Origin of the sequence: Vibrio sp. SCSIO 43135 (assembly GCF_023716665.1) — a bacterium.
GTDB lineage: Bacteria > Pseudomonadota > Gammaproteobacteria > Enterobacterales > Vibrionaceae > Vibrio > Vibrio paucivorans.
Genome location: NZ_CP071859.1, coordinates 318,450 through 334,597 on the forward strand (window position 1 = coordinate 318,450; position 16,148 = coordinate 334,597).

The window sequence follows — 16,148 nt, forward strand, 5'->3', positions numbered from 1 at the left end:
ATACAGACTTCAATAAATAATGTCGGTATTATTTCTACTACTTCCGTAACCCTAGATTTGCCTTAATAGAAGCATGATAAGAAAGCCATTACCAGTTTTACTCGCCTTCCTTGGCATGCCTGTTAGCGCCGCTGGTGTTGAGCTATCTATTGAAGGTTTGTCGGGCGCCCTGCAAGACAATGTTGATGCTTATCTGGTCTCTATTCCTGAAGAAGAATATTCCACAAGCTTACGTTTTCAATCTCGAATTGAACGAACTATCACAGAGGCATTAAACGCTTTAGGTTATTACCACCCAACGATTGATTTTACTGTCGCGGAAAGTGGCGATGAACTGATAGCCACCGTAACGCCCGGTGAGCCGGTGCGTATCAAACTGGTGGACATAGTGGTGACTGGCGAAGCGGAAAATGACGACTCGTTTACTAACCTTATAAAACGCAGCGGCCTTAAAGAAGGGCGCAGATTAAATCATGGGGCGTACGATGCATTGAAGTCAGGTATGCGTAATTTGGCTTTGCAGAGAGGGTATTTCAATGGCCAGTTTGAGCAAAGCAAATTGGAAGTCGTTCCTGAGCTTAATCAAGCGTTTGTTCGTTTACATTACGATAGTGGTAAGCGGTTCCATTTTGGCGAGACCTCGGTAAAGGGCAGCCAGATTGAAGAAGATCGGGTTCAATCGCTACAGCCTTACAAAAAAGGCGAACCTTATCTTGCATCCAAAGTTGGTGAATACAACCAGAACCTATCCAATACGGATTGGTTCTCATCTGTGTTTGTTGAACCTGATCTAGAGTCGCTTGGCGATGATCGTGAGCTACCGATGAAGGTCTCTCTAGCGCCTCAAGCGCAGAATAAAATCGAAACGGGTTTGGGTTACTCAACGGATGTTGGGGTGAGAGGCACATTGAAGTGGAAAAAGCCGTGGGTGAATGAACGAGGCCACAGCTTCGATAGTAGCTTTTCACTTTCCGCTCCAGAACAAACTATTACAGCGGGGTATAAAATCCCGTTGGAAGACGTACTGCATGAGTTTTATCAAGTCCAGTACGGCATGAAAAATGTCGATAACCGCGATACTAAAAGTTTGGAATCGAACCTTTCACTAGAGAGGCATTGGCTGGTGGATGATGGCTGGAATAAAACCGTGCGTGTCCGTTACCTGATCGAAAACTATACCCAAGGCTTGCAAGACGATGTTGGCCAGTTCGTACTGCCAGGTGTGTCATTTACCCGTACTCGAGTACGAGGGGGAGCGATGCCTTCTTGGGGTGACCGTCAGACATTGACTTTTGAATACGGTGACTCCGCGGCCTTATCGGAAACTCGAGTGTTTCGTGTATTAGGTGGTTCTTCTTGGATTCGTAGTGTGGGGCGCAATCATCGCGGATTACTGCGAATGGAAGGGGGCGCTAACATAACGGATGAATTTACCAAACTCTCTCCTTCATTGCGTTTCTTTGCTGGTGGCGATAACAGCCTGCGAGGTTACGGCTATGAGTCGATATCCCCGACCGATGAAAGTGGTGCATTGACCGGTGCTAAGTACATTTTTACCAGTACGTTAGAGTATCAATATCGTGTCACGGGTAATTGGTGGGGCGCGGTGTTTTTTGATGCTGGTGATGCATTTAACGATTCTCCTGATATTAAAAGAGGTACTGGTGTGGGTGTGCGCTGGGCATCACCTGTAGGTCCAATTCGTTTAGATTTCGCTTGGGGGCTAGATGCTAATAAGGGCGATGAATTTAAGGTCCACTTTACGTTAGGGCCAGAGCTATGATCAAACGCGTACTAAATTGGACCAAATGGTGCACAATCTCGTTGATTACGCTGTTAATCATTTTGATTCTAGCCATCATTGGGCTTCTATATACTAACGCAGGCTTGAATGTCGCCCTTTGGGGGGCACAAAAAGCCCTTCCGCAACTGACGGTTGAGTCTAGTTCTGGCGCGATCTTTCCCCGCTTTAGCTTGAATAATGTTCGCTATCAAGATGAGTCCTTGTTTATTGATACCAAACTTAAGCAGGTGACTCTAGCTATCAACCCAAGCTGCTTTTTAGAACCGAAAGTGTGTATCACTGAACTAGCTGTAGATGGGTTAGACTTTTCTATGCCGCAACTGGCACCTTCCGAACCAGCGCCAGACTCACCCGAAAGTACCGGTAACACACGTTTCAGAATGCCAATACCTATCAATGTGGGACGTTTGGCGTTGTCTGATATCCAATTGGATATATTGGGTACTCAAGTTGGATGGCAATCATTTACTACCAGTGCTTCTATGGTTCGTCACCGACTGAGAATAGGTGATACGGATTGGCAGAATATTCATTTGGAGTTGGCCAAATCAGAGCCGAGTGAGCCTGAACCTAAAAACAGTACTGACAAGCCTCCGACGCCAATTAAACTGCCTGAAGTGTTCATTCCCATTAATGTCGATATTAAGCGTTTTGACGTAAATCAGTTCACCCTACAACAGGAGCAACCTTTAGTAGTGAACCACCTTGGCCTCGAAGGAAGTGCAGGTGACTTCAATGTCGATATACGCAGGATAGAGCTCGATATGCCCCAAGTTAGCGCTGATGCACTGGCCAAAGTTGAGCTGAAACAAGGCTATCCGTTGGAACTCGAACTTAATAGCCTGATTAAGCAAACTGACCTTAAAGGGCAAACGATCCATTTAAGTGCATCTGGCAGTGTTGAAAAGTTACAGGCCGAAGCCGAGCTTAAAGGGGCAATCGAAGCCAAACTTGTAGCGAAATTGCAGCCTTTGCAACCAGAATTGCCATTTGACGTTCAACTGAAGCAAGGTCAAGTACAGTGGCCGATACAAGGAAAGGGTGACTACGTTGTAGAACAACTTGAACTCACCACTAAAGGGTCGCTAGAAGGTTACTCACTTGACTTAGACAGCCAAATCTCTGGAGCACAGTTACCTGATATGACCTTAACTGCCAGAGGTTATGGCACGTTATCTGATATCGATATCCAACAAATCGATCTGGCTACACTCGGCGGTCATGTTGCAGGAACCATTAAAGCGAACTGGGATACTCCAGTAAGCTGGGCGGCAGATTTGTCCCTAAGTGATATTCAGCCAGGCTTGCAGTGGCCACAAGCCGAAGGCTCACTGAGTGGTAAACTCGCAACAACTGGCGGGCTGACAGAACAAGGCGGTTGGCAGGTAGATTTACCCCTATTAGATATCGACGGATTGTTGCGTAATTACCCATTGAACCTTGAAGGCTCATTGAAGGCTTCCGACATCCAAGGGACAGGAGAGCTTCTCGTGACGACGCCAAAACTGGTGCTCGCTCATGGAGAAAATAAGCTGGAAGTTGCGGGAGAGCTGGATAAAACCTGGGATATGAACGCCAAGTTGCACTTGCCTGATTTAGCTAAATCGATTCCAGATTTGTCCGGAAGAGTTGAAGGCGACGTCAAGTTAGCCGGGAAAATGCAGCAGCCTGATGTGAAGCTGGACTTACGTGCGGATGGTATTCACTGGCAGGATCAAGCTGCTCTTGAACAATTAACACTGCAGGGTAGCGTGCATACAGCCCCAAACTTAAGTGCAGATTTAACTCTTAATGCTTACCAGTTGGCGTATCAAGATCAGCTTGTCGATAGTATTAAACTGGATGTTTCCGGAGGCGAAGAGTCTCATCAGGTCGCGTTGGATGTGATATCTGGGTTGGTTTCTACCAGTTTATTGATTACTGGCAGCTTACAACAATCTCCCAGTCTTATTTGGAGTGGGCAGTTAGAAAGGCTCAGTCTCACCTCAATGCAAGGCCCTTGGCGCTTGGAACATCCGACGCCGATTACCGTCGATGTTGATAAGCAGCAAGCCAATATTGCTGCGCATTGTTGGCTACAAGCAGACTCTTCGCTCTGCTTAGATAAAGATACAACGGTAGGCAAAAGTGGTGAAGCAGCATTAAGCATAAAGCAGTTTGACTTCGCGCAGATAAAATCGCTTCTGCCACACCAAACAGAGATACAAGGCATAGTGGATGCACAAATTTGGGCAAAGTGGGCGGAGTCTCAACCACCTGAAGTGAAAGTGAATGTGCAGCTTCCTAAAGGCCATGTTGAACAAACTATCGAGCAGCCAATCGTGCTGGGTTGGGAGAGTATTGAGCTCAATGCTGAACTCAAACAAGACCGCTTAGATGCGGATTGGATGATTGATGTAGTCGACAATGGTGATTTGTCTGGGCGTATTTCGATCCCTGATGTGTTGGCTAAAAACAAGCAAATTGACGGTGCACTCAAGCTAACCCCATTCAGCCTCGACTTCCTTTCTCCAATCGTGGGTGATTTCAGTAAGTTAAAATCTACACTCGAAACCGATGTCACGTTCAGTGGCCCGATTCTGCAGCCCGAAGTGCAAGGTCGATTAACAGTATCGGACATCTTACTCAAAGGGGATATTTCACCGGTTGATGTGAATTCGGGCCAGCTTACGCTCGATCTGAATGGTTATGAAGCAGAGCTCAATGCGGGCATTCAAACTCCTGATGGTGAGCTTAAGTTAGCTGGTGAAGCGGATTGGCAAGATATCGAAGATTGGCGTGCTCATTTACGGGTGTTTGCCGACGAATTATTGGTCAAGGTTCCGCCTATCGTACAAGTCAAAGTGGTGCCCGATATGACGATTTCAGCGACGCCAACATTGGCCAAAATTGAAGGTGATATCGGCTTGCCTTGGGGGCGTATTGTAGTTGAAGAACTACCACCGAATGCGGTCTCAGTTTCCAAAGACCAAGTGATTCTGGATGAGTCTTTGCAGCCGGTGGATGGTAGTGGCTCGTTGCCGCTGAACATTGAAACTAACGTTAACATCACCATTGGCGATGACTTTAAATTGTCGGCGTTTGGCCTTGAGGGGGGATTAAAAGGCCAGCTCAACGTGACTCAAAAAGATAAAGGCCCATTTATTACGGGTGAAGTGAATATCGTCGATGGTTCTTACCGTTCTTTTGGTCAGGATTTGTTGATTGAAGAGGGCAAAATCTTAATGAACGGGCCTGCTGATCAGCCATATGTAGCAATCACCGCGATCCGTAATCCTGACAACACCCAAGATGATGTTACTGCTGGGGTTCGTGTTACTGGCCCTGCAGATGAACCGTCACTGACTATTTTCTCTGACCCTGCTATGCCACAAGCGAATGCGCTTTCATATCTGCTCCGTGGGCAGGATATTGACGCAGAAACGGGGGGGAACACCATGACTACCACTTTAATTGGATTGAGCTTAGCCAAGAGCGGTCGCTTAGTGGGTGAGATTGGCCAGGCGTTTGGGGTGCAAGACCTTCAACTGGATACCGCTGGTACGGGTGACGATTCTCAGGTAACGGTGAGTGGCTATGTACTACCTGGCCTGAAAGTGCAGTATGGCGTGGGGATTTTTGAACCTGTCGGAGAATTCACAGTACGTTACCGACTGATGACTGACTTATATGTTGAAGTGGTGTCTGGTTTAGATAACGCCGTTGATCTGCTATACCAATTTGAGTTTGACTAAAATAGTCTTGTAGCTTGGTAGCTTGGTAGCTTGGTAGCTTGGTAGCTTAGGAGGAGCAAATGCAACATTTAGTATTTGTATATGGAACGTTGAGACAAGGTGAAGTGAATAGTCACTTACTTGCTAACAGTGAACTACTAGGGCAATTTGAAACTGGGCCTCATTACGCTTTGTTTGATTTGGGTGAGTACCCTGCGATCTCTGATGGTGAGCAGTCTATACTTGGAGAAGTCTATCGAATAGATGACACAACGCTTGCTAATCTGGATGTACTTGAAGATGTGCCTAATGAGTACCGACGATCGTCACTAGATACGCCTTTTGGTAAAGCTTGGGTATATCTCTATCAAGACGAATCAAAATTATCAGTACCCATTCAATCCGGTGATTGGTGCTATAAAGTGTGAACCTTTTCTGCGAACCAAACGTATGACAAGGCAGTGCAGTGGAATTTAAGCTAACAATTGGAGAACAACGATGAAAACTCTAATGCTAATGAGCGCTATGTTATTGACCGCATGCGCGCACAGCCCACTCCCTCTGACTGCTGAATCTTCGGGTTGGGAAGCGTATGGAAAACAGCAAGCGCTAGATGGCCAGTTAAAAATTTCTCAGCGATCATTAGAAAAGCGAGCCGATGTTTCGGTTTGGAATCCTGATTTATACACTGCTTACAGTGTTGGGTATGAAATGGGGAAACAAGAATACTGTAGTCAAAGTGCGTATATCTTAGGGGTAAAACAAGAACGGTACCTAGGTATTTGCGATGACATCAATATCTTCTTTCAACAAGATTATGTCTCGGGGCGCCACTCCACCGCTTCTATGTAGCGATACGGTCAGCTAGAAAAGAGCCTGCTTTAAGCAGGCTCTTTCAGTTTATTTTTGTGCACGTTCGTAAGACGATAAAATTTCGGCACGCGCTGCTTCAACATCAGCCCAACCATCGACTTTTACCCACTTACCTGATTCCAGCTCTTTATAGCGCTCAAAGAAATGAGTGATTTGCGCTTTAAGTAACTCGGGAATGTCACCCACATCTTGGATATGGTCGTATTCTTTAGATAGCTTAGAGTGCGGAACCGCAAAAACTTTCGCGTCTTCACCCGACTCATCAGTCATTTTTAATACACCAACTGGTCGGCAGCGAATGACAGAGCCCGGCATCAGTGGATGTGGTGTTGGGACGAGTACATCAACTGGGTCGCCATCGAGAGACAAAGTATGGTTCACGTACCCATAGTTACATGGGTAGAACATAGGTGCAGACATAAAGCGGTCTACGAATACGGCACCTGAGTCTTTGTCGACCTCATACTTGATTGGGTCGGCATTGGCAGGGATTTCAATCACGACATAGATGTCATCTGGCAGCGATTTCCCTGCCGGTACATTATTCAAACTCATACAAATTTCCTTTTGTCATAGCTCTGAGCTGAGTAAAGCTCGTTAATGTAAGTGTAACTTTAAAACTTCAACCGGGTATAGTTATCAAATTATCGAACATGGGTAAATTATGAATTAGTCTAATCCATAGTAATTTGGTCAAGTATTCGAGTGCGCTCATGCCCTGCCATCGATAGCAATAAAAAAGGGTAAGCACTTGCTTACCCTTTTTAGTGAAATGAGTGATGGATTACTCTTCGCGATACGTTTCCATGAACTCTTCGACTTTTTTGACCATGTTTTTAGAGCCACAGAAGAACGGCACTCGTTGGTGTAGTTCAGTTGGCTTGATGTCCATGATGCGAGTCGTACCATTCGAAGCTAAACCACCGGCTTGTTCCATTAGGAATGCCATTGGGTTGCACTCATAAAGAAGGCGTAGTTTGCCGTTTGGATGACTTAAAGTGCTTGGATAAAGGTAGATACCACCTTTTAGCAGGTTGCGGTGGAAATCTGATACGAGTGAGCCAATGTAGCGTGAAGTGTAAGGGCGCTTTTCTTCAGGCACATTCTCTTGGCAGTACTTAATGTACTTTTTCACTCCCATCGGGAAGCGGATGTAGTTACCTTCGTTGATAGAGTAAATAGTACCGTCTTGAGGAATCATCATGTTTTCATGAGATAGACAGAAGGTGCCAATCGATGGGTCATAAGTAAAGCCGTTAACGCCCTTGCCAGTGGTATAAACCAGCATGGTTGAAGAACCATAAACAACATAACCGGCGGCTACTTGTTTGTTGCCAGGTTGAAGGAAGTCCTCTTCTGTTGGCGGTGTGCCTACAGGAGAAACACGGCGGTAAATCGAGAAAATCGTACCAACAGAAACGTTAACGTCGATATTGGAAGAGCCATCAAGTGGGTCCATTAGCACCACGTATTTCGCGTTCTTGTTGAGCTCTTTATTGAACGCGACAGCTTCGTCTTCTTCTTCACTCGCAACACCACAAACTTGATCACGAGCTTCAAGTGCGGCCTTAAACTTGTCGTTTGCATATACATCAAGTTTTTGCTGTTCTTCGCCTTGTACGTTATCCGTACCAACAGCACCAGTGATATCCGCTAGCCCAGCTTTGTTAATCTCTCGGTTAACAATTTTTGCAGCAAGTCGAATAGAAGACAAAAGAGATGAAAGATCACCGCTAGCGTGGGGGAAGTCCGTTTGTTTCTCAACAATGAACTCGCCAAGGGTGCGCATTTCAGACATGTTATTTCCTTAACTATCTTTGGGAGTGGGGGAGTTAGCGCAAGTGTTGGCCTCTTATTGGGCTTTGGGTGCGCATAATTGTTAGTGTATGCGCCAGATCTTATTAATGGTAATGAACTAACCGACTGAGATCTCAATTCATTTGTCGACTGTTGCTTATTTGCAAAGCTGCTCGCTTTTAATAATGAAATGGCGATAATGAGTCATTCGTTTTAAATAACCGTTGCTAGGTTAGGTTTTATGCATATTCACATTTTAGGTATCTGTGGCACTTTTATGGGCGGTGCAGCAATTCTAGCGCGTCAACTAGGTCACAAAGTGACTGGCTCCGACGCGAATGTATACCCGCCAATGAGCACACTTTTAGAATCTCAAGGTATCGAAATTATTGAAGGTTTCGACCCGGTACAATTAGAGCCGAAGCCAGACTTGGTGGTGATTGGTAATGCTATGAGCCGTGGAAATCCTTGTGTTGAACATGTGTTGAATACCAACCTGCGTTATACCTCTGGGCCACAGTGGCTACAGGAATTTTTACTTCATGACCGGTGGGTGCTGGCTGTGTCTGGTACTCATGGTAAAACGACCACTTCCAGCATGTTGGCGTGGATTTTAGAAGATTGCGGCTACCAACCTGGCTTCTTAGTTGGGGGAGTGCTTGGTAATTTTGGTGTGTCTGCTCGTTTAGGGGAAAGTATGTTCTTCGTGGTAGAGGCCGACGAATACGACAGTGCTTTTTTCGACAAACGTTCTAAGTTCGTTCATTACCATCCAAGAACGTTAGTGATGAATAATCTAGAGTTCGATCACGCCGACATCTTTGATGATCTTGAAGCGATCAAGCGACAATTCCACCACCTAGTGCGTACTGTGCCAGGCAATGGACGAATTTTGGCGCCTCAAAGTGATGACGCGATTGCTGATGTGTTGCAGCGAGGTTGTTGGAGTGAAACAGAGCTAAGTGGTGAGTCGTCAGACTGGTACGCCAAGAAAGTACAGATTGATGGTTCGGTATTCGATGTGTATTTCAAAGGTGAACTTGTGGGCCAAGTAAATTGGGACTTGGTTGGCGATCATAACGTCGATAATGCACTAATGGCGATTGCCGCGGCGCGTCATGTTGGTGTCACTCCAGATCTTGCGTGTGAGTCTTTAGCCAAATTCATTAATACCAAGCGGCGTTTAGAGTTAAAAGGCACAGAGCATGGCGTGACCGTCTACGACGATTTTGCTCATCACCCAACCGCCATTGAACTTACGCTAGGTGGTTTGCGTAATAAAGTAGGTAAAGACAAGATAATCGCTGTGCTTGAGCCTCGCTCTGCTACGATGAAGCGTGGTGTACATAAGGAAACGCTCGCAACGTCTCTGAAAGAGGCCGATTCTGTTTACCTCTATCAGCCTGACAATATCGATTGGTCGGTGGAAGAAGTGGCTCAGCAATGTAGCCAAACAGCATTTGTAAGTGGCGATATTGAGCAATTTGTCGCTAAAATTAGTCAAGAAGCTCAGCCAGGAGAGCACATCTTAGTGATGAGCAATGGTGGCTTCGAAGGCATCCACGACAAACTATTGCAATCGCTAAAGGCGAAATAATACCAATGGCATCATCACAAAAGTCCATTACTCTGGCATTTACTGGCGCTTCGGGCGCCCCATATGGTCTGCGCTTACTCGAGTGTTTGTTAGCAGCAGACTATAAAGTGTATTTACTCATTTCTTCTGCAGCGCGAGTGGTACTTGCTACCGAGCACGATCTCAAGTTACCTGCAGGGGCAGAGGCGGCTAAAAAAGCATTGGTTGCACATTTGAACTGTGATAGCGAAAAGCTAGAAGTATGTGGCAAAGAGGATTGGTTCTCTCCTGTGGCATCCGGTTCCGCTGCGCCAAAGCAAATGGTGGTTTGCCCGTGTTCAGCTGGCAGTGTTGCTGCTATCGCTCACGGTATGTCTGACAACCTAATTGAGCGAGCGGCTGACGTGGTAATGAAAGAGCGAGGTCAGTTACTGCTGGTGGTACGTGAGACGCCATTTTCTACTTTGCATTTAGAGAATATGCACAAGCTATCGCAAATGGGTGTGACCATCATGCCTGCGGCCCCTGGCTTTTACCATCAGCCCAAATCTATCGAAGACTTAGTTGATTTCATGGTGGCACGAATCCTAGATCATCTTGGTGTGGAACAAGGCTTGGTTCCTCGCTGGGGCTACGATCAACGTAGTGAATCTTGATCCTTATAGCTAATTATCTCAATAACAATTACAATTTGGACAACTCATCGGGGAGCTTATTATTCATTTTATGAATGTGGGCTGAGATCAAGCGTCTGCTTGGGACCCGCACGATAAGGTTTGTGCTTCTACAAACCCACATCTTCACCTGACCCAGATAATGCTGGCGTAGGGATTGAGTTAGGAACTTCAATAGCAGTAAAGGACTATGTCTTCCTCCCTCAACCTCGCGCCGCTCAAACCAAGGAGAGCGAGTAGTGAAAACCACACTTAGCGCAATTGCACTGGCCACAATGGCTTCTTTTTCTGTCCAAGCCGAAGAAAACACTTTAACCGTCTATACCTACGACTCTTTTGCATCTGATTGGGGCCCAGGCCCGAAAGTAGAGCAAGCGTTTGAAGCGCACTGTGGTTGTAACGTAGATTTTGTGGCTCTGGATGACGGAGTGTCGATTCTTAACCGATTGCGTTTGGAAGGCAAAAATAGCAAAGCAGATGTGGTATTAGGCCTTGATAACAATCTTATGGCTGAAGCGAAACAAACCGGCTTGCTTGCTGAGCATAAGGTAGATACCTCCTCTATTTCACTACCAAGTGGTTGGAGTGATACCACCTTTATTCCTTACGACTATGGTTACTTCGCTTTTGTCTATAACAAAGAGAAGCTAGCTAACCCACCAAAAAGCTTGAAAGAACTGGTTGAGCAGCGTGATGATCTTAAGGTTATCTACCAAGATCCTCGTACTTCCACTCCGGGACAAGGTTTAATGCTGTGGATGAAATCGGTGTATGGCGATGAAGTGACGCCAGCATGGCAATCCCTGGCGAAGAAGACAGTGACCGTCACTAAAGGCTGGTCGGAAGCGTACTCTATGTTCTTAGAGGGTGAGTCAGATATGGTGCTGTCTTACACTACGTCACCTGCGTATCACTTGATTGCTGAGCAAGACGACAAGTTTGCCGCTGCAAACTTTTCTGAAGGTCATTACACTCAGGTCGAGGTGGCAGCGAAAGTGAAAGGCAGTAAAAATGAAAAGCTGGCAGATGAGTTTATGAACTTTATCCTAAGTGATGAATTCCAATCGGTGATGCCAACCGGTAACTGGATGTACCCAGTAACTGATGTCGAGTTACCAAAAGGGTTCGAAACTCTATCGGTACCAAGTAAAGCGCTGAGCTTTTCTCCTGAAGAAATTGCTGAAATGCGTAAACCATGGATCCGTGAGTGGCAACATGCACTTACGTTCTAATCGAGGCTTGATTTGAACACTATCCCGAAAGTGGGTATTTGGGTCGCGATAGCTATCGCGGCCTTTGTCATTTCAGCGCTTGGAGCGTTATTGCTAGAAGCGCCGTCGTTGAACCTAAGCGCGGTCTGGTCAGATCCGTATTATCGCCATGTTACTCAGTTTAGTTTCTACCAAGCCCTGCTCTCAAGTGTACTGAGTGTCGGGTTAGCGATACCTGTAGCTCACGCTTTGTCACGGCGTCAATTCAAGGGGCGCAGTCTATTACTCAAGTTATTTGCGACAACATTGGTATTGCCAGTTCTGGTTGGTGTGTTTGGGTTACTCGCGATTTATGGCAATAGTGGCTTACTGGCCAGCATGTTAAAGCAAATCGATCACTCTTTGCCTTTTTCTATATACGGCTTGAACGGCATATTACTGGCACATGTGTTTTTTAATCTTCCGTACGCGAGCCGTTTGTTACTGCAGGCGCTAGATACAGTTCCTTCGGAGCAGCACAAACTGTGTGCTCACTTGGGGATGAGCCATTGGCATAAATTCAAGTGGGTTGAGTGGCCTAGGCTGCGTCAGCAACTTCCTCATGTGTTTGGTTTAGTCTTTATGCTGTGCTTCACTAGCTTTGCAACGGTGATGGCGTTAGGCGGTGGCCCTAAGTCGACCACTATTGAGCTGGCAATATATCAGGCGATTAAGTTTGATTTTGATTTGCAAGCTGGAGCTCTGCTCGCGCTGTGGCAGATGTTGTTGTGCGGTGTACTTGCTTTGTCTATCCAGCGTTTAGCCAAACCGATAGCGGTTTCTACTGGAAGTGTGTCGCCGGGAGAAATACTGATTCAGGATAGTGTTGGTTCGAAAGTGTGGGACTTTTTTTGGATTGCTGGAGCATGTCTACTGGTTATCCCGCCCCTTGCTATGGTGGTTTTGAGTGGCATTAACGAGCAGGCTTTGCTGGTGTTTACTGACAGTCGATTCTGGTTAGCGTTTGGCGCGTCTCTTAAAGTGGCTATTTCAGCGAGTGCGATTGCGTTAGTGATAGGTATGGCTATATTGACGACCAGTCGGGCTTTAAGGCTGAGGAATAAAAACAGTAAAGCAGACGGAATCGAGTTGATTGGAACCATTATCCTTGTGACGCCGGGTCTGGTGATCAGCACGGGTTTATTTCTGCTACTACGTTATTTTGCGGATGCATTTAGTTATGCCTTTTACGTGGTGGTTGCGGTTAATGCTTTGATGGCGTTGCCGTATGTCATCAAGACCTTATCTCAGCCTATGCTGCATATTGCTCAGCAATATCAGTACCTGTGCGCGAGCTTAGGTATGCGAGGGTGGCAACGATTTAAGGTGGTCGAATGGCGCGCGTTACGAAAACCGATCGCGCATGCGTTTGCGATTGGCTTTATGTTTTCGATTGGTGATCTCAGTGCCATTGCTCTGTTTGGTAGTCAAGAGTTCCGAACGTTACCCCTGTATTTGTTCCAGTTACTTGGCAGCTATCAAATGGACGCCGCTGCGGTTGTGTCTGTAACCTTACTGCTACTCAGTGTAGGTTGCTTCACACTTACCGAAGTGTTGTTTAAAACAGGCTCAAAACCGGCGAAAAAAGACAAGAGAGGGCAAGATGTTATCGGTTGAACAGGTTGAATACTACTACCATCAAGAGCTGTTTGAGTTTGATATTCAAGTTCGGCCCGGTTCAATTGTGGCTTTAATGGGGCCTAGCGGGGCAGGGAAGTCGACGCTTTTTAGTCTTGTGGCAGGTTTTATCGAGCCAAGTCGTGGCCGGATAGACGTCGATGGTACGTCTCTATTGGGTAAACCTCCTCATCAGCGACCTTTTGCGATGTTGTTTCAAGAGCATAATTTGTTTGCGCACTTAAGTGTGCGAGAAAACATTGGGCTGGGTCTGCACCCAGGGTTAAAGCTGGATAATCAGCAGCAACAGCTCGTAGTTGAAGCTGCGCAGCAAGTCGGTGTGGATGCTTATCTAGACAGGTTACCAGAGCAGTTGTCTGGTGGACAAAGGCAACGCGTTGCCCTTGCGCGCTGCTTTGTTCAGCCGCATCAGATTTGGTTGCTCGACGAGCCTTTCTCGGCACTTGATCCGATTTTACGTGAAGAGATGCTGAGTTTAGTGAAGAAGCTAGCCATGGAGCGCGGTATCACCGTCGTGATGGTGACTCACCATATCAGTGATGCTAAAGCAATTGCGACGCATTTTGCTTTTATGACTCACGGTAAAGTAGCGCTGGTGGATAGCATTGAACATTTATCAGCACAGCATGCTAATCCAGCTCTAGCAGAATTTGTGCGAGCTGGTGAGTAGGGACTAAAACTGGCGAATGTCAGTGAAAGCTAGATATAAAAAAGCCGAGATTCACTCGGCTTTTTAGACTTTTCTTTCTGAGATTGTTTGTGCTCTTAAAGCTCTTCTGCGTTTAGCTCTTTCAACACTTGAAAGATTTCACGGTAAGCTTTCGCAGGTTTACCTGCTTTTTTCTCTTTGTTGGCCTGACGAGCAAGTTGGCGTAAGCGCTGACGATCAGCCTGTGGATACTGCTCGACCGCTTCAGCAATTGCACTGTCGCCTTCTTCAACAATACGGTCACGTAACTGCTCCAGTTTGTGCAGTTCAGCGGTCGCTTGTGAGTGTTTATTGCGAACTTTGTCTAATGCAGCTTGAAGAGGTTCTGGATCTTCATTGCGCATTAATTTTCCGATGTATTGAAGCTGACGACGTCGTGCTTCGTTTTTAAAGCGTTGAGCGTCTTTAATCGCGTCCGCTAAGTCTTCACTTAATGGAAACTTTTCAAGTACAGAAGGCTTTAAACCGACCAATTCTTCACCGAGCTTTTGTAGCTCTTCCATGTCATTTTTCATCTCGGTTTTACTTACCCAGATGATTTCTTCTTCCGGTTCCCAAGGCGCTTTCTGGTTTTTACGAGCCATCTTTTCTGCCTATATCACTATCTCAAACTAATATTAGGTCTATTTTAACAAGAATCGTGGGGAGAAAGCGAAATTCTTGTTATCCTAACGCTATCAATGGCAATTACTTAGATTCGATATGGATGTAAAACAACAAGTTGCTCAACAGCAAGTTGAGCTTGAAGCTGCGGTTGCGAAAGCGTTAGAGCTAGCTTCAGTGAGTGCTGATGCGGCTGAAGTGGCCATTACTAAATCAACAGGCCTAAGCGTTTCTACTCGCATGTGTGAAGTGGAAAATGTCGAGTTTAATAGCGATGGGGCTCTGGGTATCACGGTATACCGAGGCCAACGTAAAGGCAGTGCGTCTACATCAGATTTAAGTGAGAAAGCGATCAGCCAGACGGTAGCGGCTGCGCTTGATATTGCTCAATACACCTCAGAGGACCCTCATGCAGGCCCTGCGCCTAAAGAGTTGATGGTGCAAGATATTCCTGATCTTGACCTGTTCCACCCGGATACTCCAGACCCAGATTACGCCGCGAAAGTGGCGATTGCAGCTGAGCAGCAAGCGCTGGCTTATAGCGATAAAATTAAACAAAGTGATGGCGCAAGCTATGACAGTCACTATGGTCTAAAGGTCTATGGCAATAGCCATGGTTTGCTTGCTAGCTACGCTTCGAGCCGTCATAGCACTAGTTGTTGTGTGATTGGTCAAGGAGCCAATGGTGAGATGGAGCGTGACTACAGCTACACCGTTGCCCGTCATCGTGATGAGCTTTGGGCTCCTGAAAAAGTAGGTCAACTAGCCGCTGAGAAAACCGTTAACCGATTAGATGCGAAAAAGCTGACCACAGGTAAGTACCCTGTTATGTTTGCAGCGGATGTCGCGACTGGCCTATTAGGCCACTTGGTGATGGCGATCAGTGGCGGTAACTTATACCGTAAATCTTCTTTCTTACTCGATCACCTTGGTAAGCAAGTACTTCCAGAATGGTTTAGTGTATCTGAGCGCCCACACGTATTGCGTGGCCTAGCATCTAGCCCTTTTGATAGTGAAGGTGTGTTTACTCAAGACCGTGAAATTATCACTGATGGCGTACTGTCTACTTACCTACTGACCAGCTACGCAGCGCGCAAAATGGGCATGACTCCAACGGGGCACGCTGGTGGTATCCATAACTGGTTTGTGAAATCTACTGGGCAAGGTTTTGAGCAGATGCTTAAAGAGCTTGGTACTGGTTTCTTAGTGACTGAAGTCATGGGCCAAGGCGTGAATATCGTGACAGGTGATTACTCACGTGGTGCGGCTGGTTTCTGGGTTGAAAACGGCGAAATTCAATACCCAGTGTCGGAAGTGACCATTGCAAGCAACCTCAAAGATATGTTTAACCAAATTGTGGCAGTGGGTAACGACGTTGAAACTCGCTCACAAATTCAGACGGGTTCTATTTTGCTGGAATCAATGAAAGTCGCGGGTGAATAACATAACCTGACGGTAGCAAATATTATGGTTAGTAGAAGGGCTCGTACTAGATAGTACGAGCCCTTTTT

Annotated in this window: 13 protein-coding genes; 10 read left to right on the plus strand and 3 right to left on the minus strand. The window is 46.3% G+C overall.

The features are described 5' to 3' along the window. The first annotated feature begins 73 nt into the window (after positions 1-73). From tamA to J4N42_RS01550, 4 genes are all read left to right on the plus strand, one after another. Positions 74-1,783: an autotransporter assembly complex protein TamA gene (gene tamA / locus J4N42_RS01535; protein WP_252029197.1), complete on the plus strand. Its 1,710-nt coding sequence runs from the start codon at positions 74-76 to the stop codon at positions 1,781-1,783. After that, a complete protein-coding gene (tamB, locus tag J4N42_RS01540) occupies positions 1,780-5,538 on the plus strand; it encodes an autotransporter assembly complex protein TamB (protein ID WP_252029199.1) in 3,759 nt (1,252 codons plus the stop codon). The genes tamA and tamB overlap by 4 nt, the downstream gene beginning before the upstream one ends. Positions 5,539-5,597: 59 nt before the next feature. After that, positions 5,598-5,945 carry a gamma-glutamylcyclotransferase family protein gene (locus tag J4N42_RS01545; RefSeq protein WP_252029201.1) on the plus strand — a complete coding sequence of 116 codons (348 nt, stop codon included), beginning with the start codon at positions 5,598-5,600 and terminating at the stop codon, positions 5,943-5,945. A gap of 70 nt (positions 5,946-6,015) precedes the next feature. Further along, positions 6,016-6,369 carry a DUF2799 domain-containing protein gene (locus J4N42_RS01550; protein ID WP_252029203.1) on the plus strand — a complete coding sequence of 118 codons (354 nt, stop codon included), beginning with the start codon at positions 6,016-6,018 and terminating at the stop codon, positions 6,367-6,369. Between the two features lie 48 nt (positions 6,370-6,417). On the opposite strand, the gene ppa is transcribed toward J4N42_RS01550, so the two are convergent. Together ppa and fbp are read right to left on the minus strand one after the other, a co-directional pair. Then, positions 6,418-6,945, minus strand: a complete 528-nt coding sequence (gene ppa / locus J4N42_RS01555; RefSeq protein ID WP_252029205.1) for an inorganic diphosphatase — start codon at positions 6,943-6,945, stop codon at positions 6,418-6,420. Between the two features lie 229 nt (positions 6,946-7,174). After that, positions 7,175-8,188: a class 1 fructose-bisphosphatase gene (gene fbp, locus J4N42_RS01560; RefSeq protein WP_252029208.1), complete on the minus strand. Its 1,014-nt coding sequence runs from the start codon at positions 8,186-8,188 to the stop codon at positions 7,175-7,177. A 240-nt stretch (positions 8,189-8,428) separates the two neighbouring features. On the opposite strand from fbp, the gene mpl reads away from it, so the two are divergent. From mpl to thiQ, 5 genes are all read left to right on the plus strand, one after another. Then, positions 8,429-9,784, plus strand: coding sequence for a UDP-N-acetylmuramate:L-alanyl-gamma-D-glutamyl-meso-diaminopimelate ligase (gene mpl / locus J4N42_RS01565; protein ID WP_252029210.1), 1,356 nt, complete (start codon positions 8,429-8,431; stop codon positions 9,782-9,784). Positions 9,785-9,789: 5 nt separating this feature from the next. Beyond that, positions 9,790-10,419: a flavin prenyltransferase UbiX gene (locus J4N42_RS01570; RefSeq protein ID WP_252029212.1), complete on the plus strand. Its 630-nt coding sequence runs from the start codon at positions 9,790-9,792 to the stop codon at positions 10,417-10,419. Between the two features lie 257 nt (positions 10,420-10,676). Further along, positions 10,677-11,669 (plus strand): thiamine ABC transporter substrate binding subunit, encoded by a 993-nt coding sequence (thiB, locus tag J4N42_RS01575; protein ID WP_252029214.1) that lies wholly within the window; start codon positions 10,677-10,679, stop codon positions 11,667-11,669. Positions 11,670-11,681: 12 nt separating this feature from the next. Beyond that, positions 11,682-13,304 (plus strand): thiamine/thiamine pyrophosphate ABC transporter permease ThiP, encoded by a 1,623-nt coding sequence (thiP, locus tag J4N42_RS01580; RefSeq protein ID WP_252029216.1) that lies wholly within the window; start codon positions 11,682-11,684, stop codon positions 13,302-13,304. Further along, positions 13,291-13,995, plus strand: coding sequence for a thiamine ABC transporter ATP-binding protein (gene thiQ / locus J4N42_RS01585; RefSeq protein ID WP_252029219.1), 705 nt, complete (start codon positions 13,291-13,293; stop codon positions 13,993-13,995). Before thiP ends, thiQ begins: the two co-directional genes overlap by 14 nt. Before the next feature lie 95 nt (positions 13,996-14,090). Here thiQ and yjgA read toward each other — a convergent pair whose 3' ends face one another. Continuing rightward, positions 14,091-14,618, minus strand: a complete 528-nt coding sequence (gene yjgA / locus J4N42_RS01590; RefSeq protein WP_252029221.1) for a ribosome biogenesis factor YjgA — start codon at positions 14,616-14,618, stop codon at positions 14,091-14,093. Between the two features lie 118 nt (positions 14,619-14,736). On the opposite strand from yjgA, the gene pmbA reads away from it, so the two are divergent. Continuing rightward, positions 14,737-16,080, plus strand: coding sequence for a metalloprotease PmbA (gene pmbA, locus J4N42_RS01595; RefSeq protein ID WP_252029223.1), 1,344 nt, complete (start codon positions 14,737-14,739; stop codon positions 16,078-16,080). Positions 16,081-16,148 lie beyond the last annotated feature (68 nt).

Bases quoted from the DNA above. Each gene is read 5' to 3' on its own strand.
- tamA (WP_252029197.1), top strand. From the start codon at position 74: ATGATAAGAAAGCCATTACCAGTTTTACTCGCCTTCCTTGGCATGCCT.
- tamB (WP_252029199.1), top strand. From the start codon at position 1,780: ATGATCAAACGCGTACTAAATTGGACCAAATGGTGCACAATCTCGTTG.
- J4N42_RS01545 (WP_252029201.1), top strand. From the start codon at position 5,598: ATGCAACATTTAGTATTTGTATATGGAACGTTGAGACAAGGTGAAGTG.
- J4N42_RS01550 (WP_252029203.1), top strand. From the start codon at position 6,016: ATGAAAACTCTAATGCTAATGAGCGCTATGTTATTGACCGCATGCGCG.
- ppa (WP_252029205.1), bottom strand. From the start codon at position 6,945: ATGAGTTTGAATAATGTACCGGCAGGGAAATCGCTGCCAGATGACATC.
- fbp (WP_252029208.1), bottom strand. From the start codon at position 8,188: ATGTCTGAAATGCGCACCCTTGGCGAGTTCATTGTTGAGAAACAAACG.
- mpl (WP_252029210.1), top strand. From the start codon at position 8,429: ATGCATATTCACATTTTAGGTATCTGTGGCACTTTTATGGGCGGTGCA.
- J4N42_RS01570 (WP_252029212.1), top strand. From the start codon at position 9,790: ATGGCATCATCACAAAAGTCCATTACTCTGGCATTTACTGGCGCTTCG.
- thiQ (WP_252029219.1), top strand. From the start codon at position 13,291: ATGTTATCGGTTGAACAGGTTGAATACTACTACCATCAAGAGCTGTTT.
- yjgA (WP_252029221.1), bottom strand. From the start codon at position 14,618: ATGGCTCGTAAAAACCAGAAAGCGCCTTGGGAACCGGAAGAAGAAATC.
- pmbA (WP_252029223.1), top strand. From the start codon at position 14,737: ATGGATGTAAAACAACAAGTTGCTCAACAGCAAGTTGAGCTTGAAGCT.